We start from the raw sequence: 25,859 nt of genomic DNA, 5'->3' as shown, positions 1-25,859 counted from the left end.
CCGGCGGCCGTCAGGCCGTCGGGCCGTCGGGCCGTCGGGCCGTCGGGCCGTCGGGCCGTCGGGCCGTCGGGCCGTCGACGGATCAGGACTGCTGGGGGAAGGTGCCCTCGGCGGCGATTCGCTTGTTGAGCTCGGCGAGGTACTCGTCCTCGTCGAACTCCAGCGGGACCTCGCGGCCGGTCCATGCGGAGAGGTGGATGGCGTTGGCCAGGCGCACGCCGGCGATGCCGTCGGAGCCGGGGGCGAGCAGGTCCTCGCCGAAGAGCACGTGGCGGGCGAAGTTCTCCAGGACGCCGGAGTGCTGGGCGCCCCACGGGGAGGAGTCCTCGATGGTCTCGGTGGTCACGAGCCCGTCGAGCACGGCCGTGTCGCCGGACATGAGCTTGCGTGCGCCCTCGATGTCGACCGAGTCCGAGACCTCCTTCTCCGGCTTCGCGTAGCGGTGCACGGTCGCGGTCTTCGAGCCCTCGACGATGATCTTGCCGGCGGTGCCGAGGATCTCGAAGCGGTCGGTGCCTTTCATGTCGTGGGTCGCGGTGATGAACGTGCCCGTGCGGCCGTCGCCGTAGTCGACGAGCGCGGTGACCTCGTCCTCGACGGCGATCGCACGGCGGAACCCGAAGGCGGCCTTCGCGAAGACCTTCTCGGGGACCCCGCAGATCCACTGCCACAGGTCCAGCTGGTGGGGGGCCTGGTTCACCAGGACGCCGCCGCCCTCGCCGCCCCAGGTGGCGCGCCATGCGGACTGGTCGTAGTAGCCCTGCGGGCGCCACCAGGTGGTGATGATCCAGGTCGAGCGGAGGATCTCGCCGATGTCCCCGCTGTCGACGATCGCCTTGATCTTCTGGTACAGCGGGTTGTTGCGCTGGTTGAACATGATCGCGAAGGGCACCTCGGGGTGCGCGGCGGCGACCTCGTTCATGCGCTTGACCTGGCGGGTGTGCACCGCGGCGGGCTTCTCGACGAGGGTCGGGATGCCCGCTTCGATCGCCGCGATCGCCACCGCCGGGTGGTCGTAGTGCGGGATCGTGGTGATGATCGCGTCGATGTCGTCGGAGGCGAGGAGCTCCTCGGCCGTCGCATAGGTCGGCACGCCGGGGTGGTTCTCGCGGGCGCGCTCGAGAGCGGCGGGGTCGGTGTCGGCGAACGCCCCGATGCTCATGTGCGGCACGAGCCCCTCGCTGATGAAGCGGGCGTAGGCGGAGCCCTGCGTGCCCGCGCCGATGATGCCCAGTCGCACGGTGCGCTCCTGCTCGCCTGCGGTCGGGGAGGACGTCGTCGTCATTGTCTGCGCCTTTCGGTTCACGTCGTGGGCGGATGCCGCGGGGAAGCGTCGAATCGTCCCGCCGCACCGCGATTATCCGGTCCCCCGATCCTGCGGTCTTTTTGCGCAACTCCGCCCGGGTTGCAGGGCGTTGCCCCAGGCAATGCATGGCAACCCTCGTTTCCTCTCCCGCCCGCTCATTAGTGTCGGAGTGCAGTCGGAGACGGTCTCGACGGTCCGCGCCCCACTTTCCGGAGCGCCGGCCGAGGAGACCCGCGGCAGACGCTCGGGCCACCGCCCCGGGAACCGACGCGCAGCACGGTCCCCGGACCGGTGCGGGCGCACTCCGATCCTCACGACGACGAAGACGACGAAGACGACGATCCCAGGAGGACTCACCATGGCGCGCATCGGCATCCAGCTCATGATGCTCAAGGACCACATCGCCGAGCAGGGCGTCCTGCCGGTGCTCGAGAAGGTCCGCGACAGCGGATTCTCCGTGGTCGAGGTCTCCCAGATCCCGATGACCGAGGAGAACGTGGCGGCGATGGAGACCGCCCGCACCGACCTCGGCATCGAGTACGCCGCGATCTCCGGCAAGACCTCCGCCCCCGCCGACAGCGACGACCTCACCCTCGCGAAGGACTTCGACCTCCACGTCGAGCACGCCCAGCGCCTGGGCACCGACAAGATCCGCATCGGCATGATGCCGTTCTCGGCGATGGCCTCGGTCGACACCTTCCGGGACTTCGCCGCGGAGGCCGACGGCTATGCCGAGCGCCTCGCCGCGCAGGGAGTCTCCCTCAGCTACCACAACCACCACATCGAGTTCACGAAGTTCGACGGGCGCACGATGCTCGAGCACCTGCGCGAGCTCGCCCCGCATCTCCGCTACGAGATCGACTGCCACTGGGTCGCCCGCGGCGGACTCGACCCCGAGCGCACCCTCGCCTCCTTCGACGGCGTGCTGGACCTCGTGCACCTCAAGGACTTCCGCATCGCCTGGCCGCCGGCCGAGGTGCTGGAGGCCATGGCCGCCGGCGACCCGAAGCCCTTCTTCCAGTTCTGGGGCGGCGACATCGTCCAGTTCGGCGAGGTCGGCGAGGGCACCCTCGACTGGAAGCCCGTCATCGAGCAGGGCATCGCCTCCGGCGCCTCCCACCTGCTGATCGAGCAGGACCAGACCTACGGCCGCGACATCTTCGAGTCCCTCGCCATCAGCCGCGCCCATGTCGTCGAGATCGGCTTCGAGCAGCTCATCACCGGCTGACCCCGCATCGCGGCCGACGGCCGCCGCGCACCCGCGCGGACCGTCGGCCGCTCCGGCTCTCCCGGCCCGCACCCGCCGACCGCCGTCGGCCGCACGCACCACCGCACCATCGTCCAACGCCTCACCCGCAAGGAGCCGTCATGACCGAGCAGGTCCCGATCTCGTCCCGTCTCGCCCCCGTCCTCGAGGTCGACGGCCTGCGCTTCCGTGACCTCGACGGCGACGGCGAGCTCACGCCCTACGAGGACTGGCGGCTCACCCCCGCCGAGCGCGCCGCCGACCTCGTGGCGCGCATGAGCCCCGAGGAGAAGATCGGCCTGATGGTCATCAACTCCCGCTCCATGGGCATCTCGCAGCATGATCCCGAGCTGACCAGCCATGACGGTGCTCTCGACGAGCAGTACCACCCGGTCAAGATGGATCCGCACAACACGGCCGGCGACCCCTACGAGGGCACCACCCAGCAGATCGCCGAGCTGCACATGCGCCACTTCATCATGCGCGAGACCCCCACGGGATCCCGCATCGCCACCTGGGTCAACGCCATGCAGGAGGTCGCCGAGTCGACCCGCTGGGGCATCCCCGTCATCGTCGCGGCGAACTCGAAGAACGAGGCCGGCGGCTTCGCGATGGGCTCCACCCCGGAGGACAAGGACTTCACGCAGTGGCCCGGCACCCTGGGCCTCGCCGCCACGGGCGACGACGAGCTCATCCGCGACTTCGCCGAGCGCTCCCGGCAGGAGTGGCGCGCCTCGGGCCTGCGCAAGGGCTACATGTACATGGCCGACACCGTCACCGATCCCCGCTGGTTCCGCTCCTACGGGACCTTCGGCGAGGACCCGCAGGCGAACGCCCGCGCCATCAGCGCCGTGGTCCGCGGCTTCCAGGGCGAGGACGGCCTGTGCTCCGAGGGCGTCGCCCTCACCACCAAGCACTTCCCCGGCGGCGGCGCCCGCGAGAACGGCTTCGACCCGCACTATGCGGAGGGCAAGTGGAACGTGTATCCCACGCCCGGCTCCCTCGAGGAGTACCACCTGCCGCCCTTCCAGGCCGCGATCGACGCCGGCACCTCCTCGGTGATGCCGTACTACGCGATCCCGTCGGCCGAGAAGTCCGCGACCCCGCAGGGTCCCGTGACGGAGTTCGAGCCCGTCGGCTTCGCCTTCAACAAGGAGATCCTGGATCTCCTGCGCTCCATGGGCCACGACGGCTACATCAACTCCGACTCCGGCATCCTCAACAAGATGGCCTGGGGCGTCGAGGAGCTGTCCGTGCCCGAGCGCGCGGGCCGAGCGATCATGGCCGGCACCGACATCATCGCCGACACGAACGACGTGCGCTCGATCCGCACCGCCTACATGCAGGGCCTGATCACCACCGAGCGCCTCGACGACGCCGCGCGCCGGCTTCTCATCGAGCTGTTCCGCCTGGGCCTGTTCGAGAACCCCTACGTCGATCCGCAGGAGGCCGACGAGATCGTCGCGAACCCCGAGTTCGAGGCCGCCGCCCTCGAGGCCCACCGACGGTCCGCCGTGCTGCTGAAGAACCCCGTGCAGGGCGACGCGCCCGTGCTGCCGCTGAGCGCCTCGGCGCTCGAGGGCCGGAAGGTCTACGTGGAGCTCTTCGAGCAGGGCCTCACCGTCCGCAAGCTCGACGGCCTGCGTGCCCGCCTCGCGGCCGCGCATCCGCAGATCGCCTTCACCACCGATCACCGCGACGCCGACGTGGCCGTGGTCTTCGCGAACCCGTTCACCGGCGACTACTTCCGCTCGATCGGGCTGCTGGACCTCGCGATCGACGACCACTCCCACGTCGACATCGAGAAGATCCGGGCGATCCGCGAGAGCGTCGACACCCTGGTGGTCGGGCTGAACGTCGTCATGCCCTGGCTGCCCGGGACCCTCGAGCCCCTCGCCGACGCCTTCGTCGCCGGCTTCGACACCCGCACCGAGGTGCTCTTCGACCTCATCCTCGGCGAGTTCTCCCCCAGCGGGCGCCTGCCGCTGACCTTCCCGATCTCCGAGGAGGCCATCGCGGTGGACGAGGACGGCATCTGCGCCTCCCCCAACGACGTCCCCGGGTACGCGAAGGAGCAGCACATGGACGGCCGCCCCTACGTGTACGTCGACGCCGACGGGAACCGCTGGCAGCTCGGCCACGGCCTCTCCTACGACGGCTGACCCCCACCGCGCTCCGGGCTGCCGCCCGCTGTCGTCCGCGACGCCCCGGCCGGCCCGCGGCGCCCCTCCTCGTCCCGCAGCGTCGCCGTGCGTTGCCGGCGGCATCATGGGTACACGGCCTCCGGGCCCCGTCGCCGCCGCTTCCTCGGTGGCGCCGGGGCCCGTCCCCCTCTTGAGGATCCGTACGATGACCCCATGGACATCCTGGTTCTCCTCATCATCTACGGCCTGCTCGCCGCCGTCATCGCCCTGACCCTGTACTGGGTGATCCGCCGCGGCGTCGCCGACGGGATCCGCGATGCGCGCGCCGATGAGGAGCGCCGGCAACAGGCCGACGAACGCTCCGTCGGGGAACGATCGGCCGGGGAGCGATCGGCCACGACGCGCTGAGCGGGCTCGCGGCGAAATCTGCGCGAGCGGCGCGGCCGTGCTCACGGTGTGCTCAGGCGTGCGCACCGAGCGTCCAGAGCGTGGAAGAGGCCCCCTCCCCCGCACATCTGTGCAGGTGAGGGGGCCTCTTCCGGTGAGCGCGAGAGTGGAGACGGCGGGAATCGAACCCGCGTCCGATAGTGCGGAGCCAGGGCTTCTCCGGGCGCAGTCCGTGAAGGCGTTTTCTCAGTCCCGACGATCTCACGGACACGTCGTCGACAGACTCAGTCACTCTGAGGTGTTCATCCGGCCCCGATGACGAGGGACGGCAGCAGTGGCTCCTTTGATGATGGAACGATCCGGGTCAGGAGCACCCCCGGGGTTCCAGACTGCTAACGCTGATCAGGCAGCGAGAGCGAAGTCAGTGCGCTTGGATTCGGCACTTATTGGTTTCCAGAGGACATTAACGAGATGACTCTGGATTCTCGGCCCGCTTCCCCTCGCTGGACAACTACCGTCGAAACCGATCGTCCCCGAGCGTGGAAATGCAGCACAGTGGTGGCGATCTCGAGGATCGCCGTCGCGCTCACGATTCTGTTGTCAACCGCCGGCATCGCTCGCCGGCGGACCTTCCACGTGCCGGATCGCTCCGGCGTCGTCCCAGTCTAGCGCCACTCCGCGACGGCGACCAGCGAATACTCTCCGCTGTGGGCGAAGCCGCCGGGAACGCGCCGTCGTCGCACGGTCATCGGGCCGTCGTCGGGCCCTCGTCGCACCGTCGTCGGACCCTGCGGGCGGGGGCAGGTCACGATCGGTGGACAGCGGACGGGGCCCGGAGAAGGATGACGGGATGGTCGCCTACCTGACCGCCGGCGTGCGGATCACCATCGATGACGACACGCTGCGCGAGACGGCGTCGGACCCGGAGGCGCTCGGCCGCTGGTGCGACGAGCATCCCGACGATCCCCGCGCCGTCATGCATCTGCGGATCCTCGGCCGGCTCGACGATGCGGCGATCGCCGGACGCGCGTCCCTCGCGGACCCCGAGCTGCCGGCCCTCGTGCGGGCGGTGCGACGCACCCGCTACGCCCAGGTGCTGCAATGGCAGGGCGCGTTCGTCGCCGCCGAGGAGGAGTTCGACCTCGCCGCCGAGGAGACCGGCTTCGGCGATCCGACGTCGTCGTCCTCGCTGACGGTGCTGGCGTCGGTGTTCCAGCACCGGGCGAAGAGCCGCCTCGAGCACTCCGGGGCTCTCACCGGGCAGGGCCGCGGCGACGCGGCAAGAACCCTCCTCGAACGGGCGCTGGAGGATGCGCGGCGCGCCGTCGCGATCCGCACCCACCTCGGGGCCGACGACGAGGAGGCGCTCGCCTCCGCCCATCAGACCCTGGACCGGATCGAACGCGCCGTCTGATGCCGCCGCCTGGAGCCGTCGGGGCGGCAGGAGCGGCGAAGGGTCAGATGAGCTCGCGCTGGCGCATGGCGCGCTGCGCCTCGCGCAGATCCTGCTGCTCGCGCAGCGTCTGGCGCTTGTCCCATTCCTTCTTGCCGCGGGCGAGGGCGATGACGACCTTCGCGTGCGAACCCAGGAAATACATCTCCAGCGGGACGATCGTGTAGCCCTTCTCGCGGGTCTTCCCTGCGAGCTTGGCGATCTCCTGCTTGTGCAGCAGGAGCTTGCGCTTGCGGCGGGCGGCGTGGTTCGTCCAGGTGCCCTTGACGTAGGGGGCGATGTGCACGGCCTCCATCCACATCTCGCCGCCCTCGATGTAGCAGAAGCCGTCGACGAGGGAAGCGCCGCGATCGCGCAGGGACTTGACCTCGGTGCCGGTCAGCACGATGCCGGCCTCCCACGTCTGGTCGATGTGGTAGTCGTGGCGCGCCTTCTTGTTCGACGCGATGAGCTGCTTGCGCGGACCCTCGTCCTTGGCCTGGTTCTTCGCCTGCTTCGCCGCCATGGGATCCTCCTGTCCGCGCCCGAGCGCCTCATGCCCTCCGCGAGGGGGTGGTCGTCCCCGCGGACGGTGTTCCTTCCCCGATGCCGGGGCCGACGTCCCAGCCTACGCGGTCGTCCCGACCGCGACCACCGAATATGTCCAGGCCGACGCTCGTGCGTGCCGCCGGGACGCCCGCCAGCCGCCATCTGCCGGTTGCCAGCCGTAGGCCGTCGGCCGTGCATCACACGTAGCCGGCGGGATCGACGGCGGTGCCGTCCTCGTGGACCTCGAAGTGCAGGTGGCATCCGGTCGACGAGCCCGTGGTGCCGACGTAGGCGATGGTGTCGCCGGCGTTGACCTTGGTGCCCGCCGAGACCGCGAAGCCCTGCAGGTGGTGGTACGAGGTCGTGATGACGTGCCCGTTGTTGATGCCGTTGGACATGATCAGCTTGTTGCCCGCGGACGAGTTGTAGGTGGTCTGCAGGACCGTGCCCGAATGCGCCGCCTTGACCGGGGTCCCGCAGCCGACCGGGAAGTCGTCGCCGGCATGGAACTTGCGGGTGCCGTAGATCGGGTGGACGCGCCAACCGAAGGTCGAGTTCATGACGCCGCCGACGGGACGGATCCAGCCGCTCCTGGTGCCGGCGCTGTTCCCGGAGCTCGATCCGCTGGAGCCGCTGGAGCTCGAGGAGCTCTGCGCCTCCCTCTCCAGCCGCGCCCGCTCCGCCTCGGCGAGGCGCTCGATCTCGTCGTCGAGCTCGTTCCCCTGGTTCTCGAGCGAGGTCTCCTGGTCCTCGTACTCGGTCTTCTTCGCCTCGAGGTCGTCGCGCTGGGTCTGCTGCTGCGCATAGAGGTCATCGAGGGCCTGCTTGGCGTCCTCCGCCTCCTGCTCGGCGGTCTCCTTGCGCACGACGGCCTCCTCGGCCTGCTGCTTGAGATCGTCGATCTCCTCGCGGACGGCCTCCAGGCGGTCCGCGGAGTTCTCGGTGACGGCCTGGTCCTCGCGCAGCTGGTCCAGGCGGCTGCCCTGGGAGGCGAGGGTCAGCTTGTAGTTCATGGTGCGGTCGACGGTGGCCTGCGGGCTCTCGGAGCCGATGTACACCGAGGCCGGATTGGGCGTGCCCGATCCCTTGTAGGCGGAGATCGCGATCTCGGCGAGCTCCTCGTCGGAGCGGTCGACCTCGTCCTGGCCGGAGTCGACCTCCTCGGTGAGCTGGGCCTCCTCCTCCTGGGCGCTCTCGAGCCGCTCGCCGACCTGGCGGTCCTCCTCGCGCGCCGCTTCGAGCTCGTCCTGGGCATCCTCGAGGTCCTGCTGGGCCTCGGGGATCAGCAGCTCGGTCTCCGCGAGGTCGAGATACGTCTGCGCGAGATCCTCGTTGACGTCGGCGAGCTCGATGCGGAGGTCGTCGAGCTGCTGGTCGATCGAGGCGCGCTCGGCGATCTTCTGGTCCTTCTCGCCGTCGGCGAGAGCACCCGGCATCGGACCGGCGAGCAGGGGGACGAGGGTGAGCGAGACGGCGGCCAGGGCGCACAGCCCGCGGCGCAGGGCGGCGGTGCGCGCACCGGGGCCCGCGCCGAGCGGACGGGCGCGGAGCATCGGCACGGAGGAGCCGGGGACGGCGTTCGGCATGCTCACACCTTCAGATAGCGGTTCAGCGAGACGACGGAGGACCCGATCGCGAGGACCGCCCCGGCGACCACGAGGATCGGGGCGCACCACAGCAGATCGGCCGCGCTGATGGTGATCAGCTGCGCGCCGAGCGTCGGGGCGAGCCATCCCTCGACGAGATAGTGCACGCCCAGCCACAGCATGCCCGAGGCGATGAGGCCGCCGAGGATCGCGGCGACCGCGCCCTCGAGCAGGAAGGGCGCACGGATGAAGACGTTCGAGGCGCCCACGAGGCGCATGATCGCGATCTCGCGCCGACGGTTCGCGACCGACATGCGGATCGTGGTCGCGACCAGCAGCGCGGCCGCCACCAGCATCAGGACGGCGAGTCCGAGCGCGCCGAGCGTGGACTGGTTCAGCACATCGATGAAGGGTGCGAAGGTGCTCAGCAGGTCGGTGACCTCGTCCACCCCGTCGCGGCCCTGGAAGAACTCGACGACGGCGGCGGAGTCGTCGGCGTCCTGCAGAGTGATGTGGAAGGACACCGGCATGTCCTCCGCCGTGAAGTTCGAGACGAAGCCCTCGCCCGCGAACTGGTCCTGGTAGATCGCGAGCGCCTCGTCCTGATCACGCTCCGTGGAGGAGGCGACGTACTGCGCGAGCACGTCCCCGTCGAGGGCGCTGCGCACGGACTCGATCTGCGCATCGGTCGCCGTGCCGCCGGCGCAGGATGCCGCCGTCGAATGCGGCGAGCACATGTAGATCGTCACCTGCGACTGCTCGACGAGCGTGGACTTCATGTCCATGATCTGCTTCTGCATCAGGAGCCCGACGCCCACGAAGGTCAGGGACACGGCGGTCACGATCACCACCGAGATGACCATGGCGATGTTCCGCCACAGGCCGGTGGTGATCTCCCCGAGGATGTAGCGCGCCCTCATCGGTCGTCCTTCCCCGCGGCGTCGAAGGGGCCGTCCCCGAAGGCGCCGTCCTCCTCCGAGAAGGCATCGACCTCGTCCTCGCGGGCTTCGCGGTCGTCGATGAGCTCCTCCTCGAGGACGTCGTCGGCATCCTGCTCGTCGGCCGGATGCCCCTCGCCGTCGGGCAGGTTCCCGGAGATCACGCTGCTGGGAGCGACCGTGGCGTACGTGCCCTCGGCGTCATCGCGCACGACCTTCCCGCCGACCATCTCGACCACCCGCCGACGCATGCGGTCCACGGCGGCGCGATCGTGCGTCGCCATGACGACGGTGGTCCCGCGCTCGTTGATCTCGCTGAGGAGCTCGAGGATCCCCTCGGCCGTCGCCGGATCGAGGTTGCCCGTGGGCTCGTCGGCCAGGAGGATCGAGGGCCGGTTCACGTAGGCGCGGGCGATGGCGACACGCTGCTGCTCGCCGCCGGAGAGCTCATGCGGAAGACGCCGCCCCTTGTCCTCGAGCCCGACCATCTCGAGCATCTCGGGCACCAGGCGGCGCACCACCTTGCGGGGCGTGCCGATGACGGCGAGCGCGAACTCGATGTTCTGGTAGGCCGTCTTCGACGGGAGCAGGCGGAAGTCCTGGAAGACCATGCCGATGTCACGACGCAGGCTCGGAACCTTCCACGACGGGATGCGGGAAAGGTCCTTGCCCGCCACATACACGGTGCCGCGGGTCGGGGAGGTCTCCTTGAGGACCATCCGCATGAGCGTGGACTTCCCGGAGCCCGAGGCTCCTACGAGGAAGACGAACTCCCCACGGGCGAACTCGATGTCGAGATTCTCCACTGCGGGGTGCTGGCCGCGCAGATACGTCTTGGTGACGGAGTCGAAGCGGATCACGGGTGCCTGTCACGTCGGGGAACGGTGCCTGTCCAGCGTAGGTCCTGGACAGGGACGGAACGGGCATCCGACCCCGGGGAGGCGGACAAAGACTTGGTCAAACCTCGCTGAACGCCTCGCCCGCATGCGGCGGCACCGCGATCAGTCCTCGCTGCGGCCCTGTCCGGCGCGCCAGCGGATGCCGGCGTCGATGAACTCGTCGATCTCGCCGTCGAACACCGTCTGGGGGTTGCCCTCCTGGTACTCGGTGCGCAGGTCCTTGACCATCTGGTACGGGTTCAGCACGTAGGAGCGCATCTGGTCGCCCCAGCTGGCCTTGATGTCGCCCGCGAGCTCCTTGCGCTTGGCGTTCTCCTCCTGCTTCTTCACCAGCAGCAGGCGGGACTGCATGACGCGCAGCGCCGCCGCACGGTTCTGGATCTGCGACTTCTCGTCCTGCATGGAGACGACGATGCCGGTGGGGAGGTGCGTCATGCGGACGGCCGAGTCGGTCGTGTTCACGCTCTGGCCGCCGGGGCCGGACGAGCGGAAGACGTCGATCTTCAGCTCGTTCTCGGGGATCTCGATGGAGTCGGTCGACTCGATCAGCGGGATCACCTCGACGGCGGCGAAGGACGTCTGCCGACGGCCCTGGTTGTCGAAGGGGCTGATGCGCACCAGACGATGGGTGCCGCCCTCGACGGAGAGGGTGCCGTAGGCGAAGGGCGCGGACACCTCGAAGGTGACCGACTTCAGCCCCGCCTCCTCGGCGTAGGAGGTGTCCATGACCTTGGTCGCGTAGCCATGGCGCTCCGCCCAGCGCAGGTACATGCGCAGGAGCATCTCGGCGAAGTCCGCGGCGTCGACGCCACCGGCACCCGCTCGGATCGTGATGACGGCGTCGCGCTCGTCGTACTCGCCGGAGAGGAGGGTCCGCACCTCGAGCTCGTCGAGCGTCTTGTGGATGCTGACCAGCTCGGCCTCGGCCTCGGCGAGCGTGTCGGCGTCATCCTCCTCGGCGGCGAGCTCGACCATGACCTCGAGGTCCTCGATGCGGGAGGAGAGATCGCTGATGCGGCGACGCTCGGCCTGCGCGTGCGAGAGGGCGCTGGAGACCTTCTGGGCGTTCTCGACGTCGTCCCACAGATCGGGAGCCGACGCCTGCTTCTCCAGCTCGGCGATCTTCACGTCGAGGGCGTCGACGTCCGTCACCTGCTCGATCGACGACAGGGTCGAGCGGAGTTTCGGAAGTTCTTCGGAGAAGTCGATGGCAGCCACGAGGGGTGAGTCTACGGCAGGGAGCGCCGGAGCCCGTCGCGAGCGATCTCACGTCCGATCTCGCGGCCGATCTCGCGGCCGATCCCGACGAGCAGCTGCGGGCCGCGCGCGATCGCGTCCTCGAGGCCGTCGGCGCGGGAGATCAGGTCCCAGGCGGCGTCGATGCCGGCCGCCTCGAGGTCCTCCGGCGGGAGCGTGATCGCACCGGCCACGGCGAGGACGCGGCGTCCGGCGGCCGCGGCCCGACGGGCGACCTCCGCCGGTCCCTTGCCCTGGAGCGTCTGCTCGTCGAGCTTGCCCTCGCCGATCAGCACGGCGTCGGCGCGGGCGAGCTGCGCGTCGAATCCCAGCAGGTCCAGCACCGCGTCGGCGCCCGAGACGAAGCGCGCGCCGAGCGCGTACAGCGCGAAGCCGGTGCCGCCGGCCGCGCCGGCACCGGGTCGGTCGCGGTGCGCGAGCTCAGGGGCAGGGGCGGAGAGAGAGGCAGGCGCCGAGCGAGGGTCAGGAGCCGAGGCAGCCGCAGGAGCGGCGGCGGGTGCCTCGACGAGATCGGCGAAGGCTCGCAGCACGTCGTCGGCCGCGGCGATCGACTGCTCGGCCAGTCCCTTCTGCGGCCCGAAGACGGCGGCCGCGCCGCTGGGCCCGAGCAGCGGACTGGTCACATCGCAGGCGGCGGTGAGCTCCATGCCATCGAGCGCGGCGAGCGCGGGTGCCAGGTCGACCGAGGCCAGCGCCGCGAGCCCGTCGTGCCCGGCCGGCACCGGACGCCCGTCCCGGTCCAGGAGGCGGGCGCCGAGCGCGGCCAGGAGCCCCGCTCCCCCGTCGGTGCTGGCGGAACCGCCGAGGCCGATGAGCAGTCGCCGGGCTCCGGCGTCCCGGGCGGCGAGGATCGCCTCGCCGAGACCCGCGGTGTGCGCCGTGCCGTGCGTGAGCCGGCCCTCCGGCAGGCGCCTCAGCCCCGAGCTCTCGGCGAGCTCCAGGACGGCGTCCTCGCCGCGCAGCGCCCAGCGCGCACGGACCGGCAGGCCGGTCGGCCCGGCGACGGTGCTCTCGCGGGCGGTGAAGCCCGCGGCGATCGCTGCGTCGACGGTGCCGTCGCCGCCGTCGGCGATCGGGCAGACGAGCAGGCTCGCCTCCGGGGCGGTCTCGGCGATGCCCGCGGCGAGCGCCTCGGAGACCTCGAGCGCGCTCAGCGACCCCTTGAACTTGTCGGGCGCGAGCAGCAGGACGGGACGGGGACCAGAGGGGTCGTTCATCGGGCGCGGGCCTCTCCTTCGACGGCCACGGGGACCGCGGTGCCGGTCCCTCGTGTGAACCATCCTGCCAGCGGAGGGTCGACGCGCGCGGTGACGACCACGCGGACGGTCCCGTCGGCGTCGACCTCGACGCGGCTGATCGCCACCTCGCGGGAGCGGGAGGCCGTCCCCGCCTGGCGAGCGAGCTGCGCCTGCGCGGCCGTGCGCGCCGAGGATTCGTCGACGAGAGGGCCTCGAACGCCGTCGTACAGGCGCGAGGGCGCCATCGCATCGGCGCCGGCGAGGGCGGCGGAGTCGGCCATGTCCTGCAGCGCCGAGCGTTCGAGGTGGACGCCGGTGACGGCGGTCCCGACGGCCATGACCATGATGATGACGACCAGCACACCCGTCGTCAGGACCGTCATCGATCCGCGCGCATCGGAGAGGCGGCGCCGTGCGCGTCGGACGAGCCGACGGGCGCCGGCGACCGCTCGTCGGAGGATCGGGTCGCGGCCTCGTCCCCGGCCGGCCGGGCGGACCCGGCTCATGCTCCGGGCTCCCGATGGACGTCCACGGGCGCCGAGCGCTGCGCGGAGACCGTGACCGGCCCGTCCATCCCGAGCACCGGGCCGAGCCCCGGGATGGGGACCGTCAACCGGACGGTCGCGGTGACCGTCCCGCCCGCGGTCGCGCAGGGATCGTCGCTGCAGCTGATGGTGATCGCGTCGGCGCCGGCCGCGGTCTCGAGGCCGTAGTCGGCCAGGATCATGTCGGCGTGGGCGTCGGTGCGGGCGGAGGCCCTCCCGGGGTCCCGCTCCACGGCATGGATCCTCGCGGCATCGCGCGCGATGACGTCGGCGGCGAAGACGGCGGACTGCACGGACCCGAGGGTCAGGACCATGTACAGGCTCGGGATCAGCAGGGCGACCGACAGGACCACGAACTCCACCAGGGCATTGCCCGACTCGTCCCGGAGCCGGCGCCGCATGGTCGCGGGCCGGCGCGCCGCCCCCGCGGGCAGCCGGACGGCCGCCGCGCGGAGGCGCCGCCGCCATCGGTCCGCACTCACCAGCTGCCCTCGTCGATCGCATGGCCTTCGACCACGAGGCCGGCCGACGGCCCGAGGACTCCCACCAGCGGCAGCGTCGCGCTGATGCGGACGGTGATGGTGCCGTCGGCCGAGGCCATGCCCGTCGCCTCGACGCCGAGGGCATCGCCGAGGCGCCCGTCCAGGATCTGCTCGGCCCGCTCCGCGCCGTCCTCCGGGCCCGCCCCCATGAGCGCGGCGTGATGGGCGCCGCGGACGGCCGCGTCGATCAGCGTGTTGCGGGTGTGCATGATGAGAGACGCCTGGATCACGGCGAGAGCGATCATGACCACCAGCACCGCGACCAGGGGGAACTCGGCGACGGCGGATCCGGTGTCGTCGGCGAGCGCACGGCTCCGCCGACCGGAGCGGGACACGGCTGCGGCCTCAGAGCGATCCGCCCAGGAAGGGCGCCATCGCGTTGGTGAAAATCTGGACGATCTGCTCCGAGGCCACTGCCCAGAGGGCGACCACGATCCCCGCCGTCATCAGCGTGATGAGGACCCAGCCCGGGACGTCGCCGCGGTCGGAGGCGGCGCGCTGCGCGAGGGTGCGGGCGAGGCGCCGTGCGGGGTCGAGGTTCCCGATGCGGCCGAGGGCGGTGCGGGGGCGAGCCGGGCGGACGACCGATGAGGTGCGGATGGTCATGCTTCTCTCCTTGAGCGGGTCCCGCGGGCTGCGGGACGGGATCGGTGCGGGACGGTTCGGGATGGTGGGGGTTCGGGAAGGTGGGGGTTCGAGGTGACGGCGGTTCGGCACGCCGGTCAGAGCGAGATCTCCAGGACGGAGAGACCCGGGAAGATCGCGAAGACCACCACCAATGGCAGGACGAGGAACACCACGGGGACGAGCATGATCGCTTCGCGTCGACCGGCGGTCTCCATCAGGTCCCGCTTGGAGGCTTCGCGGGCGTCCTGCGCCTGGGCGCGCAGCACGTCGGCCAGGGGCGTGCCCCGCTCGATCGCGATCGCGACCCCCTCGCCGAAGCGCGACAGCGCGTGCAGCGGGGTGCGGGATCCGAGGGACACGAGCGCCTGAGCGATGCCGGTCCCGGCCCGGATGTCGGAGACGGTCGCCGCGAACTCGTCGGGCAGGGCCCCGGTCGAGGAGCGTGCGACGCGCTCCATGGCCGAGATCGGGCTCTCCCCCGCGGCGACCGCGAGCGCGAGAAGATCAGCGATGGTGGGGAACTCCCGTGCCATGCGGGACGCGCGGCGGGCGATCTCGCGGCTGAGCAGGTAGTCGCGCAGGAGGACGCCGAGCAGTGCACCCAGCAGCACGATCACGAGGCCGAGCATGGGGCTGGCGCCCCGCAGCGAGATCGCGGCGATCGCGAGAGTGATCCCGGCGACCGCGCCGGCGGCTCCGAAGACGACCTGCTCGATGCGGAACGAGTCGGTGCTCGAGCTGCGGCCCGCGAGGCGGAGCCTGCGTTCGAGCTGCTCGGCGCCGCCGGTGAGGCGCTCCAGCAGGCCGATCGTGCGCTGGGCGACGGGGCCGACGAGGTTCTCGATGACGATGCGGGCGCGTCCCGCGGTGCGGGGCGCATCGAGCAGTGCGCTCGATCGGGAACGGCGGAGATATGGATCGATGCGCTGGGACAGGTCACGGCGACGGAGCCAGGGCAGGGCCTCGGAGAGCAGTGCGAGACCGATGCCGAGGCAGAGTCCGAGCAGGGCCCCGGAGGCGATCGCGCCGGTGCCGGTCATCGCAGGACCCTCTCGTCCTGGGGGAGCCGGGCGATGACGAGCATGACCCGGTACGCGAGGATCGAGATGACGGCGCCGGCCGCGATCATGACCAGTCCCGCGGGAGTGTCGTACGCCTGCGCGGCCTGCGGCCTCGTCGCCATCAGGGCGAGCACCGCCCAGGGGGCGGCGAGCGCCATGCGTGCGGCGTTGACGGTCCAGGACTGTCTCGTCTCGAGCTCCGCGCGCGTCCGTGCATCCTCCCGGAGGAAGGCCGAGAGGGTGCGCAGCAGCGCTCCCAGGTCGGTGCCGCCGACGTCGCGGGTGATGCGCAGCGCCTCGACGATGCGGTCCCCCACGGGATCCGCCAGCCGCGCCTTCAGCCGGTCGAGGCTGCTGGCGAAGTCTCCGCTGGCCTGGTAATCGCGGGTGAACTCCACGAAGGCGGGCCGGAGCTCGAGCGGTCCCTTCCTGCCGAGCTGGCCCAGCGCCTCGGGCAGCGAGAGGCCCGCGCGGATGGCGGATCCGACGTGATCGACGGCCTCGGGCCAGACCTCGCGCAACGCGGTGGCGCGGCGTCGCGCGGCGGCCCGCAGCACGACCGTCGGGAGGGCTGCGGCGATGATCCCGAGCGCGAGCGCGGGGGCGATCCCCCCGGCCATGGCCCAGAGCGCGGCGGAGATCGTCAGACCGATGCCCGCGCTGAGCAGCGGGACGGCGACGGCCGGGACGGTGCCGAGACCGACCGCCACCAGGTCGTCGCGCAGCGAGTCCATCGCGGCGGCGATGCGCCCGCGGCGGGGCTCCTGCCCGTGGATCTCCCAGAGTGACCACCACACGGCCAGCAGTCCCAGGCCGAGGACGAGGCCGACGAACGCGCCGTCGATCATGCCGCCCCCGCCGAGGCGAGGATTCCGCGCAGATCATGCCCGGCCAGGGCGAAGCGCTCCGGATGCGGAGGATGCCCGTCGGCGCGAGCGAGCCGGTCCCCCTCGAGCACGAACAGGTCGGACACCTCGATGACCTCGTCCTCGACCCGCCCGGTCAGCCCGATGATCTCGCGGACCCGGCGTCGGCCGTCGGAGAGGATGTCGAGGTGGACCACGAGATCGATCGCGCTCGCGACCGTCGGCACCACGAAGCGGCTCGAGACGTTCTCGCCGGCGAGCAGAGGCAGCGTGCACAGCTTCGTGACGGCGTCGCGGGCGGAGTTCGCATGGATCGTCGCCATCCCCGGCAGGCCGCTGTTCAGAGCGATCAGCATGTCCAGCGCCTCCGCCTCGCGGACCTCGCCGACGATGATCCGGCTGGGGCGCATCCGGAGGGACTCGCGCACGAGCCGACGCATCGTGATCTCGCCGACTCCCTCGAGGTTCGCCTGCCGGGTCTGCATCGACACCACATCGCGCAGAGCGAGGTCCAGCTCGAAGACCTCCTCGATGGTGACGACCCGCTCCCGGGCGCCGATCGACTGGGCGATGCACCGCAGGAAGGTCGTCTTCCCGGCGCCGGTCGCCCCTGACGCGATGACGTTGAGACCGGCGCCGACGGCGGCGTCGAGGAAGGCGGCGGCCTGCGGGGTCAGCGATCCCATCGCGACGAGGCCGTCGAGGTCGACCGCCTGGACGACGAACTTGCGGATGTTCACGGACCAGTGCTGACGCGTCACGGACGGGATCACCACGTGCAGGCGCGACCCGTCGGGCAGCAGCGCGTCGACGAAGGGGGTGCTCATGTCGAGGCGCCGCCCGGAGCTGACGAGCATCCGCTCGACGATCCCCTGGATCTCCTCGTCGGTCATGACGATCGTGGTGAGCTCGCTGCGCCCGTTTCGGGCGCAGAAGACCTCTGACGGCGAGTTGATCCAGATCTCCTCGATCGCGGGGTCGTCGAGCAGCTCCTGCAGGACGCCGAAGCCGCCGATGCGCGCGGCGACCTCGGCGACGAGGGTGTCGGAGGCGCGCAGGACGGGCACGGCGCCGGACGCCGCCCGTCGGTCGTAGTCGGCGATGACATCGCGGATGAGGGGTTCGAGCTGGTCCGCTCGGGCGTCGAGCCCCCGGCGGCGGATGAGCTCCCGCGCCTCCGCCTCGATGATCGTGACCGCGTCCATCCGCTCCCTCTCGCCGCATCCCGTGCGCCCCGCCCGCTGCTCCGCGGGGCCCCGGGCCCGTCGCCCGGATGTCGTCGGTCACTGTAGGAAAGCTCCGCCGCCTCCCGCTCGGGCCCGAGCCGGATTGTGGATAACTCCGGCGGGCCCTCCGTCCGACGCCCGCTCGCCGCCCGTTCGCCGCCCGTCCCTCGTCCGCCCGCGACCCGCTGCGCCGTCCCCTGCTCCGCCGCCCGGTTCATGGCAGGATGTCAGCCACGTCACGATCCGCAGCGACCTGTCAGGAGGCGCTCATGGAGGACACCGTCGGCATGCGACAGCGATCGGGGGACCGCGAGGGACGCCGGGGACCAGCGGGCGACGTCGGCGCGCAGAGCGGATCGGAGTCCGCCCGGGAGGGGACGCGCCCCGGCTCCGCGGAGGAGCGCTCGCCGCGACTGCCCCTCTCCACGATCCGGTATCTCGCGAAGCGGACGATAGCCGAGTTCTCCCGCGACGGCGGCACCGACCAGGCCGCGAAGCTCACCTACTTCATGGTGCTGTCCATCGCCCCGACGCTGCTGGCGCTGTTCTCGCTCGCGACCCTGCTGCTCGCCGGGATCAAGGACCAGATCGGCGATCTCATCAAGGACGCGATCGCCGACGCCGCGGGCGGCAGCGGGATGGACCTCGACAGCGCCGTCGACTCGACGCTCGACTCGCTGATGGGCTCGGCGACCGGCGGCACGGTCGCCCTGATCATCGGCATCGGGACGGCGATGTGGTCGGCGTCGGCGTTCATCAAGGCCTTCGGCCGGGTCGCCAACCGCATCTACGGCGTCCCCGAGGGCCGCGGGCCGATCCGGCTGAACGCGACGATGCTCGGGCTGACCGTCGCGCTCGTCGTCGGGATCCTCGTCCTGCTGATCTCGGTGCTGCTGAACCGGACGATCGTCGAGGGCCTGTTCGGGCCGATCGTCGAGCGGACCGGGGCGACGGGCGCCTTCGACTTCCTCACCGACTCGTTCCTCCCGATCTGGGCGTGGGCCCGCTGGCCCGTGATCCTCGTGATCGCCTTCGTGCTGATCTCGCTGCTGTACTGGGGCGCCCCGAACATCGCCAAGCCCTTCCGCCTGGTCTCCCCCGGCGGTGTCTTCGCGATCCTCGGCATCGCGGTCGCCGCGGTCGCGCTGTCGATCTACATGTCCACGATCGCCGGCTATTCGAGCTACGGCGCGATCGGCGGCATCATGGCCGTCCTGTTCGCGCTCTGGGTCATCAACATCGTGATCATCCTCGGTGCCGAGGTCGATGCCGAGTTCGAACGGGCGAAGGAGCTCGAGGCGGGCCGCCCTGCGGAACGGGCCCTGGCCCTGCCGCTGCGGGAGGACAAGGGCGCGGAGAAGGCCGAGGCCAAGCACGAGAAGCTCGTCGACGCCGGTCGCGACATCCGGCTGCGCAACCTCCACCGCGACGCCGAGGCCTATCTCGACGCGCAGCATCGCCTCACCCCCGCGCGCGGCATCCCCGCCGTCGAGGGATCCGACGGCCCCGGGGCCGTCGACCGGTCCGACGACGGCGCGGCGGCCGACGACGCCGGCAGGTCCGGCAGGAAGGCACGCTGACATGTGCGGGCGCTTCGCGTTCTTCCAGGAGATCGAGCCCCTCGTCGACGACCTCGACGCCGTCGACCTCACCGACCCGGGCCTGCGACCGCGCTGGAACATCCCGCCCACGGTGCCCATCCACGTCGTCACCGAGTCCCTGGACCGCGACAGCGGCGAGGTCCTGCGGGCGCTGCGGATCGCCCGCTGGGGGCTCCTGCCGCCCTTCGCGAAGGAGGAGGCCTTCTCCTCGCGCACCTTCAACGCCCGCCGCGAGTCCCTCGCCGAGAAGCCCAGCTTCCGCGGCAGCCTCGCCCGCTACCGGGCGATCGTCCCGATGGACGGCTACTACGAATGGGTCCGCGAGGGCAGGACGCGCAAGCGTCCCTTCTACATCGCCCCGGCCGACGGCTCGCCCCTGCTCATGGCCGCGCTCGTGTCCTGGTGGAAGGGCCCGGGCGATCACACGGGCCCCGCGGCCTCCGACGACGGCCGCTTCCTGCTCACGGTCACGATCATCACGCGCGCGGCCGCAGGCCCGCTCGCCGAGATCCACGATCGCACCCCGGTGATGCTCCGCCGCGACGCGGTCGACGCCTGGCTCGACACCTCCCTCGACGATCGCGGCGAGGCCCAGGCCTGGATCCTCGACGACGCGCATCTGCTGGATGACGCCCTGCTCGCGCCGTACGAGGTCGGGCCGGAGGTCGGATCCGTCGGCAACGACGGTCCCAACCTCATCGCGCCCCGCCCCACCCTGCTCTGACGCCCGGTCCCGGCCCGGCGTCCCACCGCGCTCCGATGCGACGATCCCGCGCGTCCTCCCTGGGGCTGACGCCTCCGGCCGTCGGGCCCGGATACGCTCCGATCATGCCCCTCGCCGACCGCCCGGACCGCACCGCCCTCCCCGGCGGTCTGGACCGCCCGCTGCGCTGGATCGTCGAGAACCCCGGCACCGTCGACAAGATCGTCTTCGGCTCCCTCACCGGCGTGCTCGCCCTCGGGATCGTCCCGGCGATCATCACCGGCGGAGGCGGCTGGCTGCTGTTCACCGTGCCCATGGTCGCCGCTGGCATGTTCCTGCGGACCCGCACCGGCTGGGCGACCTTCGCCGTCGGCCTCCTGGCCGTGACCCATTGGGCGCTGCTGGGACCCGTGATCCTCGGCGACGTCATGATCTTCTACGCCCTGTACATGGCCACAGCCCACGGCTCGCGATGGACCGGGCGCCTGGCGATGACCGCCGCCTTCGTCGGCTGCGCGATGCAGGCGGGGCTGCTGGCGCTCACCAACCGGGCATCGTTCACGACCCCTGAGCAGTGGGTGATGACGGCGATCGCGTTCGTCGTCTACATGCTGCTCGGCAGCGCCGTCGTGCTGGGCGTCTGGGCGCTGGGCCGCTATCAGCGGGTGCGCGTGGGGCAGCTGCGGCTCGCCCAGGAGCGGGCCGAGCAGGCCGTGCGGGAGCGCGAGCAGCGCACCGCGCTCGCCGTCGCCGGCGAGCGCGCCCGCATCGCCCGCGAGATGCACGACGTCGTCGCGCACTCGCTCTCGGTGATCATCGCGCAGGCCGACGGCGGACGCTTCATCGCGGCGCAGCATCCGGAGAAGGCCGTCGACGTGCTCACCACGATCTCGACGACCGGCCGCACCGCCCTGGCGGACATGCGCTCCCTGCTCGGGGTCCTGCGGCAGGAGGAGTCCACCGCCTTCGGACCGCAGCCCGGGCCGGAGCGGCTCGACGACCTGATCGCGCAGGTCCGCGCCACGGGCCTCGAGGTCGCCCTCGAGCGCACGGGCTCCCTCGACGGACTCTCGCAGTCACTGGGGATGTCGCTGTTCCGCCTGGTCCAGGAGTCGCTGACCAACGTCCTGAAGCACGGGGGCGAGGGCGCGAGCGCCGTCGTCCGCATCACCCGCGATGCCCGGAGGCTGGAGGTCGAGGTGGTCGACGACGGCCAGGGCATCGATCCGTCCTCCGACGGGCAGGGGCACGGCCTGACGGGCATGCGCGAGCGCGTCGCCCTGTTCGGCGGCACCCTGCAGGCCGGCCCGCTCCCGGGTCACGGCTTCCGGGTGCTGGCAGACTTCCCCCTGGCCTCCGAGCCCGCACCCGGTGCTCCCTCCCCGGCCGCCGCACCTCCCGCCCCCGCACCTCACGCCTCCGCACCTCGCCCCGAAGGGACCCCCCGATGACCGTTCCCGCCGACCGTCCCCTCCGCATCGCCCTCGTCGACGACCAGCCGCTGGTCCGCGCCGGGTTCTCGATGGTGATCGACTCCCAGGACGACCTGGAGGTCGTGGTCCAGGCGGCCGACGGCGCGGAGGCCGTGGAGGCGCTGCGGGCGCGGACCGTCGACGTCGTCCTGATGGACGTGCGCATGCCCCGCATGGACGGCATCGAGGCGACCGAGCGGATCCTCGCGCAGGCGCCCGCGGATCGGGCGCCCCGGGTCATCGTGCTGACCACCTTCGACCTCGACGAGTACGTCGTCTCGGCGATCCGGGCGGGGGCCAGCGGCTTCCTGCTCAAGGACGCGCAGCCGGAGGAGCTGCTCGCGGCGATCCGCACCGTCCACCGCGGCGACGCGGTGATCGCGCCGTCGGCGACCCGTCGTCTGCTCGAGCGCGTCGTGGCGGCCCCTGAGGTGCCCGAGCGGGACACCTCCGTGCTCGACGCCCTGACCGATCGCGAGCGCGAGGTCCTGGTGCTCATGGGGCGGGGCCTGTCGAACCAGGAGATCGGTGCCGAGCTGTTCGTCGCCGAGGCCACGGTCAAGACGCACGTCGGGCGCGTGCTGGCGAAGCTGCGCGCCCGGGATCGGGTCCAGGCCGTGATCATCGCCTTCGAGACCGGGCTGGTCACCCCCGGCGAGGGCGGAGATCATCCCGGGGTATGACATCGGGCCTCCGGGATGCACCGACGGGGCCTCGAAAGGCCTTCTGACCGGCACCGGAATGGGCCCTGAGGGGGACGCGCCGCAGGGGCGGTGGAACGCAGGATGGACCCCGTCGCCGCATCCCCGGCCCATCCCCGATCCGAAGGAGCCCCATGAGCACCCCGGCCCTGTCCCCGAACGGCACCGCCGTCGACGCCTCCGGCGCATCCCCCGCCCCCGCCTCCGCGTCCGCCGCCGATGCGGCTGGCGCCCCCGCGATCCTCGCGCGCTCCCTGCGCCGCGTCTACGGCACCGGCCCGGGCGCGGTGACCGCGCTCGATGACGTCGACGTCGAGATCCGCCGCGGCGAGTTCACCGCGATCATGGGCCCGTCCGGATCGGGCAAGTCGACGCTCCTGCACGTCCTGGCCGGGCTCGACGAGCTCGACTCCGGTTCGGTGCAGATCGACGGAACGGAGATCACCGGCCTCGGCGACGACGCCCTGACCCGCCTGCGCCGCGACCGCATCGGCTTCGTCTTCCAGTCCTTCAACCTGCTGCCTATGCTCACGGCCGAGCAGAACATCCTGCTCCCCCTCGAGCTCGCCGGCACGCGCGTGGATCGCATCTGGTTCGACACCGTCACCGGTGCGTTCGGGCTGACCGATCGCCTGGACCACCTCCCCTCCCAGCTGTCGGGCGGCCAGATCCAGCGCGTGGCGATCGCCCGTGCGCTCGTGACCTCGCCCGCGGTCGTCTTCGCCGACGAGCCGACCGGCAACCTCGACTCCCGCACCACCGAGGAGGTGCTGGACTTCCTGCGCCTGTCGGTGGACCAGTTCGGCCAGACCGTCGTCATGGTCACCCATGAGCGCGACGCCGCCGAACGCGCCGATCGCATCATCTCCCTGGCCGACGGCCGGATCGCCGCCGACGAGGACCTGCGAGGGCTCGCCCGATGAGCCGCCGTCCCCGCACCGTCGTCCGGCTGACCCCGCTGCGGCGTCATCTCGCTGCGGTCCTCACCATCGCCCTGTCCTGCGCCTTCGTCGCCGTCATGGTGCTGGCCGGCAGCCTCGTGCAGACCTCCATCCGCTCCCAGACCGCCTCCGCCTTCACCGGCGCCGATGCGGTCGTCACGACCGAGCTCAGCGATGACGACTGGGCCGCGACCACTCCCCTCCCGGCCCCCGAGGTCGAGGGCGCCGATGCCGTCTGGCCGCTGCTGCAGACCTATCTCGAGGCCTCCTCCGCATCGGACTCGACGTACCTCAGCGCCTCCCTGCTGCCGAAGGGCGCCGAGGGCACCGACATCGTCGAGGGCGCACTGCCTGCGGCCGACGACGAGGTCCTGCTCGACGAGACCGCGGCCGATCTGCTCGGCGTCGGCGTGGGCGGCACCGTCTCCCTGCAGTCGATGGACTACGACGAGGCGACCGGCACCTATGCCATGGTCGATATGACCGTCTCCGGCATCGCCGCCGCCGAGCCCGGTTCCTTCTTCGGGGCGACGCCGCGCCTGATCATCGCCCAGGACCACGCCGCCGCCCTCCTCGGCCCGACGGCCGGGACGATCACCACCACCTGGTTCGTGTCCATGCCCGAGGGCACCGACATCGATGCGGTCGTGGCCGCCGGCGCCGCCGACGGACTCGAGATCATCTCCGCCGAGCAGGCCATCGAGGACGCGACTGCCGACTACCTGCGCGGCTTCGGCGCACTCGGCGCGATCCTCGCGGTCTTCGTGGTGATCGCCCTGTTCACGAGCGCCGTGGTCATCGCCAACACCTTCGCCGTGACCCTCGCTCAGCGCACCCGCAGCCTCGCGCTGCTGCGAACCCTCGGCGCCACCCGCCGCCAGGTGCGCGGCGTGGTCCTGCGCGAGTCCCTCGCCGTCGGCCTGGTCGGCGCGGCCGCCGGCGCCGTCGCCGGGCATCTGCTGGTCCAGCTCGCGCTCCTCGCCGCCTCCGGGCTCGGCTGGATCGATGGACTGGCACTCGTCCCCGTCACCGTCCTGTCGGTGCTGCTGCCTCTGATAGCGGGGCTGCTCATCACGCTGCTGGCGAGCCTCGCCCCGATGCGGGCGGCGACCCGGGTCGCTCCCCTGCAGGCCCTGCGCCCGGCCGTCGCCGCGCAGCGCCGCGGTCCCGGGGTGCGCGGGATCCTCGCGCTCGTCGCCGTGGTCCTCGGCACCGCGGCCATGGTCGGCGGCGCTGTGGCCACGACGAACGGGAACACGGGGCTCGGGGTGCTCGCCGCTCTCGCCGGGGGCGTCCTCAGCTTCTGCGGGATCCTGCTCTCGCTCGTCGTCGCGACCCGTCCGCTGTCGGCGCTGGTCGGGAAGGCACTCGCGACCGTCGGCGGCCTGCCCGCCCGCGTGGCCAGTGCGAACGTCGCCCGCAACCCGCGGCGCAGCGCCGCCACGATCGCGGCCCTGCTGATCGGCACCACCCTGATGACGATGATGGCCGTCGGCGCCAGCTCGGCGGAGGCGACGCTGACCTCCGAGCTCGATTCCCGCCGCCCCATCGACATGGTCGTCGTCGCCGACGCGATGCCCGCGGACGCTGCGGCACGGGTCGCGGCCGTCGACGGGATGGACACCGCCGTCACCGCCGAGCGCGGGGACATCGAGGTCGGCGCCGAGGAGCCGATGACCCTGTACGCGACGACCCCGGAGTCGATCCGGGAGGTCTCGCATCGCCCCGGCCTGGCCGACCTGATGGTCGACGGCACGGTCCTGCTCGGCCAGGAGCGCGCCGAGCGCTTCGGCGTGACCGACGGACAGGTGCTCTCGGTGCAGGGCGCCGACGGCGTCGCGCACGAGCTGCGCGTCCAGGTCGACGCGAACCTGCAGATGTCGCTGGTCACCGAGGCCACCCTCGACCAGCTCGTCGGGGACGCCGCGACCCCGGTGGTGATGGCGGACTTCGCCGACCCCGGCACTCCCGAGCGGGGCGACGTGAACGTCTTCGACCTCGGGGACGCCGTCGGACAGGTGGTCGTGGGAGACGGCTTCGAGGGGGCCGCCTACGACGTCGGAGGCGCCGAGCGCGAGTCCTACTCGCAGGTCCTGAACGTGCTGCTCGGCATCACGGTCGGTCTCCTCGCGGTGGCGGTGATCGTCGCGCTCGTCGGCGTCGCGAACACCCTGGCCCTCGGGGTCGTCGAGCGCACGGGCGAGAACGCCCTGCTGCGAGCTCTCGGCACCACCCGTCGGCAGATGCGCGCGATGCTCGGCTGGGAGGGCATCCTCCTCGCGATCGTCGGCGCCGTGCTCGGGATCGTCCTCGGCACCGTGTACGGGACGCTCGGGATCATCGCCCTGCTGGGCGGCCCGTTCCCGGTGACGATCTCGCTGCCCTGGTCCCAGCTCGCCCTGGTGCTGGTGCTCGCCGTGCTCGCGGGAGCCGTGGCCTCGATCCTGCCCGGTCGCGCCGCCGCCCGCACCGCTCCCGCGGAGGCGCTGGCGGAGGCCGCCTGATCGCATCCCCGTCGGCCCGGCCGACACCGGAGGCCCGGACCCGCGCTCGCGGATCCGGGCCTCCGGCATATCCGACGCCCCGACGCCC

General features: G+C 71.7%; 24 protein-coding genes and 1 other RNA gene. 10 read left to right on the top strand and 15 right to left on the bottom strand.

All coding sequences use genetic code 11. The annotated features are described in order from the left end of the window. Positions 1-82: 82 nt before the first annotated feature. Complete coding sequence (locus ACXET9_RS12400) at positions 83-1,285, bottom strand: Gfo/Idh/MocA family protein (protein WP_457886930.1); 1,203 nt, start codon at positions 1,283-1,285, stop codon at positions 83-85. A 379-nt stretch (positions 1,286-1,664) separates the two neighbouring features. Between ACXET9_RS12400 and ACXET9_RS12395 the strand changes: the two genes are divergently transcribed. The 3 genes from ACXET9_RS12395 to ACXET9_RS12385 all read left to right on the top strand — a co-directional run bounded on the left by ACXET9_RS12395 (position 1,665) and on the right by ACXET9_RS12385 (position 5,104). Next, entirely contained in the window at positions 1,665-2,534 is an 870-nt protein-coding gene (locus tag ACXET9_RS12395; protein WP_457886929.1) for a sugar phosphate isomerase/epimerase family protein, read from the top strand. A gap of 140 nt (positions 2,535-2,674) precedes the next feature. Next, positions 2,675-4,714 carry a glycoside hydrolase family 3 protein gene (locus ACXET9_RS12390; RefSeq protein ID WP_457886928.1) on the top strand — a complete coding sequence of 680 codons (2,040 nt, stop codon included), beginning with the start codon at positions 2,675-2,677 and terminating at the stop codon, positions 4,712-4,714. Between the two features lie 195 nt (positions 4,715-4,909). Further along, positions 4,910-5,104, top strand: coding sequence for a hypothetical protein (locus ACXET9_RS12385; RefSeq protein WP_457886927.1), 195 nt, complete (start codon positions 4,910-4,912; stop codon positions 5,102-5,104). 143 nt (positions 5,105-5,247) lie between these two features. On the opposite strand, the gene ssrA is transcribed toward ACXET9_RS12385, so the two are convergent. After that, positions 5,248-5,618: a transfer-messenger RNA gene (ssrA, locus tag ACXET9_RS12380) on the bottom strand. A gap of 315 nt (positions 5,619-5,933) precedes the next feature. Here ssrA and ACXET9_RS12375 point away from each other — a divergent pair. Continuing rightward, complete coding sequence (locus ACXET9_RS12375; protein WP_457886926.1) at positions 5,934-6,497, top strand: hypothetical protein; 564 nt, start codon at positions 5,934-5,936, stop codon at positions 6,495-6,497. A 43-nt stretch (positions 6,498-6,540) separates the two neighbouring features. Here ACXET9_RS12375 and smpB read toward each other — a convergent pair whose 3' ends face one another. The 13 genes from smpB to ACXET9_RS12310 form a co-directional block, all read right to left on the bottom strand. Further along, positions 6,541-7,041, bottom strand: a complete 501-nt coding sequence (gene smpB, locus ACXET9_RS12370; RefSeq protein WP_457886925.1) for an SsrA-binding protein SmpB — start codon at positions 7,039-7,041, stop codon at positions 6,541-6,543. A 220-nt stretch (positions 7,042-7,261) separates the two neighbouring features. Beyond that, entirely contained in the window at positions 7,262-8,650 is a 1,389-nt protein-coding gene (locus ACXET9_RS12365; protein WP_457886924.1) for a murein hydrolase activator EnvC family protein, read from the bottom strand. Between the two features lie 2 nt (positions 8,651-8,652). Then, positions 8,653-9,570, bottom strand: coding sequence for a permease-like cell division protein FtsX (ftsX, locus tag ACXET9_RS12360; RefSeq protein WP_457886923.1), 918 nt, complete (start codon positions 9,568-9,570; stop codon positions 8,653-8,655). Continuing rightward, positions 9,567-10,448: a cell division ATP-binding protein FtsE gene (gene ftsE / locus ACXET9_RS12355; protein ID WP_457886921.1), complete on the bottom strand. Its 882-nt coding sequence runs from the start codon at positions 10,446-10,448 to the stop codon at positions 9,567-9,569. Before ftsE ends, ftsX begins: the two co-directional genes overlap by 4 nt. A 141-nt stretch (positions 10,449-10,589) precedes the next feature. Further along, positions 10,590-11,705 carry a peptide chain release factor 2 gene (gene prfB, locus ACXET9_RS12350; protein WP_457886920.1) on the bottom strand — a complete coding sequence of 372 codons (1,116 nt, stop codon included), beginning with the start codon at positions 11,703-11,705 and terminating at the stop codon, positions 10,590-10,592. An 11-nt stretch (positions 11,706-11,716) separates the two neighbouring features. Further along, the gene (locus ACXET9_RS12345; protein WP_457886918.1) at positions 11,717-12,961 is read right to left on the bottom strand and encodes a glycerate kinase; all 1,245 of its coding nucleotides are present in this window, start codon (positions 12,959-12,961) and stop codon (positions 11,717-11,719) included. Continuing rightward, positions 12,958-13,365, bottom strand: coding sequence for a pilus assembly protein TadG-related protein (locus ACXET9_RS12340; protein WP_457886917.1), 408 nt, complete (start codon positions 13,363-13,365; stop codon positions 12,958-12,960). The genes ACXET9_RS12345 and ACXET9_RS12340 overlap by 4 nt, the downstream gene beginning before the upstream one ends. A 119-nt stretch (positions 13,366-13,484) precedes the next feature. Continuing rightward, entirely contained in the window at positions 13,485-13,889 is a 405-nt protein-coding gene (locus ACXET9_RS12335) for a hypothetical protein (RefSeq protein ID WP_457886916.1), read from the bottom strand. A 116-nt stretch (positions 13,890-14,005) separates the two neighbouring features. After that, entirely contained in the window at positions 14,006-14,404 is a 399-nt protein-coding gene (locus ACXET9_RS12330; RefSeq protein WP_457886915.1) for a TadE family protein, read from the bottom strand. Positions 14,405-14,414: 10 nt separating this feature from the next. Next, positions 14,415-14,675 carry a hypothetical protein gene (locus tag ACXET9_RS12325; protein ID WP_457886914.1) on the bottom strand — a complete coding sequence of 87 codons (261 nt, stop codon included), beginning with the start codon at positions 14,673-14,675 and terminating at the stop codon, positions 14,415-14,417. Between the two features lie 116 nt (positions 14,676-14,791). Then, positions 14,792-15,736 carry a type II secretion system F family protein gene (locus ACXET9_RS12320; RefSeq protein ID WP_457886913.1) on the bottom strand — a complete coding sequence of 315 codons (945 nt, stop codon included), beginning with the start codon at positions 15,734-15,736 and terminating at the stop codon, positions 14,792-14,794. Continuing rightward, positions 15,733-16,605, bottom strand: a complete 873-nt coding sequence (locus tag ACXET9_RS12315) for a type II secretion system F family protein (protein WP_457886912.1) — start codon at positions 16,603-16,605, stop codon at positions 15,733-15,735. The genes ACXET9_RS12320 and ACXET9_RS12315 overlap by 4 nt, the downstream gene beginning before the upstream one ends. Further along, entirely contained in the window at positions 16,602-17,828 is a 1,227-nt protein-coding gene (locus ACXET9_RS12310; protein ID WP_457886911.1) for a CpaF family protein, read from the bottom strand. Before ACXET9_RS12310 ends, ACXET9_RS12315 begins: the two co-directional genes overlap by 4 nt. 290 nt (positions 17,829-18,118) lie before the next feature. On the opposite strand from ACXET9_RS12310, the gene ACXET9_RS12305 reads away from it, so the two are divergent. The 6 genes from ACXET9_RS12305 (at position 18,119) to ACXET9_RS12280 (ending at position 25,771) form a co-directional block, all read left to right on the top strand. Continuing rightward, a complete protein-coding gene (locus ACXET9_RS12305; RefSeq protein WP_457886910.1) occupies positions 18,119-19,429 on the top strand; it encodes a YihY/virulence factor BrkB family protein in 1,311 nt (436 codons plus the stop codon). Position 19,430: 1 nt separating this feature from the next. After that, entirely contained in the window at positions 19,431-20,174 is a 744-nt protein-coding gene (locus ACXET9_RS12300) for an SOS response-associated peptidase (RefSeq protein WP_457886909.1), read from the top strand. Between the two features lie 104 nt (positions 20,175-20,278). Next, positions 20,279-21,604, top strand: coding sequence for a sensor histidine kinase (locus tag ACXET9_RS12295; RefSeq protein ID WP_457886907.1), 1,326 nt, complete (start codon positions 20,279-20,281; stop codon positions 21,602-21,604). Next, positions 21,601-22,308: a response regulator gene (locus ACXET9_RS12290; RefSeq protein WP_457886906.1), complete on the top strand. Its 708-nt coding sequence runs from the start codon at positions 21,601-21,603 to the stop codon at positions 22,306-22,308. Before ACXET9_RS12295 ends, ACXET9_RS12290 begins: the two co-directional genes overlap by 4 nt. A 152-nt stretch (positions 22,309-22,460) precedes the next feature. Next, a complete protein-coding gene (locus ACXET9_RS12285) occupies positions 22,461-23,249 on the top strand; it encodes an ABC transporter ATP-binding protein (RefSeq protein ID WP_457886905.1) in 789 nt (262 codons plus the stop codon). Beyond that, complete coding sequence (locus ACXET9_RS12280) at positions 23,246-25,771, top strand: FtsX-like permease family protein (RefSeq protein ID WP_457886904.1); 2,526 nt, start codon at positions 23,246-23,248, stop codon at positions 25,769-25,771. The genes ACXET9_RS12285 and ACXET9_RS12280 overlap by 4 nt, the downstream gene beginning before the upstream one ends. Positions 25,772-25,859 lie beyond the last annotated feature (88 nt).

The sequence above is a fragment of the Brachybacterium netajii (SeqCode) genome, from assembly GCF_054114245.1.
The sequence above is the reverse complement of the archived record's forward strand: the minus strand, read 5'-3'. Positions and strand labels throughout refer to the sequence as shown.

What these genes read in the sequence shown, in the direction of transcription:
- ACXET9_RS12400 (WP_457886930.1), bottom strand. Translation starts at nt 1,285, where the DNA reads ATGACGACGACGTCCTCCCCGACCGCAGGCGAGCAGGAGCGCACCGTG.
- ACXET9_RS12395 (WP_457886929.1), top strand. Translation starts at nt 1,665, where the DNA reads ATGGCGCGCATCGGCATCCAGCTCATGATGCTCAAGGACCACATCGCC.
- ACXET9_RS12390 (WP_457886928.1), top strand. Translation starts at nt 2,675, where the DNA reads ATGACCGAGCAGGTCCCGATCTCGTCCCGTCTCGCCCCCGTCCTCGAG.
- ACXET9_RS12385 (WP_457886927.1), top strand. Translation starts at nt 4,910, where the DNA reads ATGGACATCCTGGTTCTCCTCATCATCTACGGCCTGCTCGCCGCCGTC.
- ACXET9_RS12375 (WP_457886926.1), top strand. Translation starts at nt 5,934, where the DNA reads ATGGTCGCCTACCTGACCGCCGGCGTGCGGATCACCATCGATGACGAC.
- smpB (WP_457886925.1), bottom strand. Translation starts at nt 7,041, where the DNA reads ATGGCGGCGAAGCAGGCGAAGAACCAGGCCAAGGACGAGGGTCCGCGC.
- ACXET9_RS12365 (WP_457886924.1), bottom strand. Translation starts at nt 8,650, where the DNA reads ATGCCGAACGCCGTCCCCGGCTCCTCCGTGCCGATGCTCCGCGCCCGT.
- ftsX (WP_457886923.1), bottom strand. Translation starts at nt 9,570, where the DNA reads ATGAGGGCGCGCTACATCCTCGGGGAGATCACCACCGGCCTGTGGCGG.
- ACXET9_RS12345 (WP_457886918.1), bottom strand. Translation starts at nt 12,961, where the DNA reads ATGAACGACCCCTCTGGTCCCCGTCCCGTCCTGCTGCTCGCGCCCGAC.
- ACXET9_RS12340 (WP_457886917.1), bottom strand. Translation starts at nt 13,365, where the DNA reads ATGACGGTCCTGACGACGGGTGTGCTGGTCGTCATCATCATGGTCATG.
- ACXET9_RS12325 (WP_457886914.1), bottom strand. Translation starts at nt 14,675, where the DNA reads ATGACCATCCGCACCTCATCGGTCGTCCGCCCGGCTCGCCCCCGCACC.
- ACXET9_RS12320 (WP_457886913.1), bottom strand. Translation starts at nt 15,736, where the DNA reads ATGACCGGCACCGGCGCGATCGCCTCCGGGGCCCTGCTCGGACTCTGC.
- ACXET9_RS12315 (WP_457886912.1), bottom strand. Translation starts at nt 16,605, where the DNA reads ATGATCGACGGCGCGTTCGTCGGCCTCGTCCTCGGCCTGGGACTGCTG.
- ACXET9_RS12310 (WP_457886911.1), bottom strand. Translation starts at nt 17,828, where the DNA reads ATGGACGCGGTCACGATCATCGAGGCGGAGGCGCGGGAGCTCATCCGC.
- ACXET9_RS12305 (WP_457886910.1), top strand. Translation starts at nt 18,119, where the DNA reads ATGGAGGACACCGTCGGCATGCGACAGCGATCGGGGGACCGCGAGGGA.
- ACXET9_RS12300 (WP_457886909.1), top strand. Translation starts at nt 19,431, where the DNA reads ATGTGCGGGCGCTTCGCGTTCTTCCAGGAGATCGAGCCCCTCGTCGAC.
- ACXET9_RS12295 (WP_457886907.1), top strand. Translation starts at nt 20,279, where the DNA reads ATGCCCCTCGCCGACCGCCCGGACCGCACCGCCCTCCCCGGCGGTCTG.
- ACXET9_RS12290 (WP_457886906.1), top strand. Translation starts at nt 21,601, where the DNA reads ATGACCGTTCCCGCCGACCGTCCCCTCCGCATCGCCCTCGTCGACGAC.
- ACXET9_RS12285 (WP_457886905.1), top strand. Translation starts at nt 22,461, where the DNA reads ATGAGCACCCCGGCCCTGTCCCCGAACGGCACCGCCGTCGACGCCTCC.
- ACXET9_RS12280 (WP_457886904.1), top strand. Translation starts at nt 23,246, where the DNA reads ATGAGCCGCCGTCCCCGCACCGTCGTCCGGCTGACCCCGCTGCGGCGT.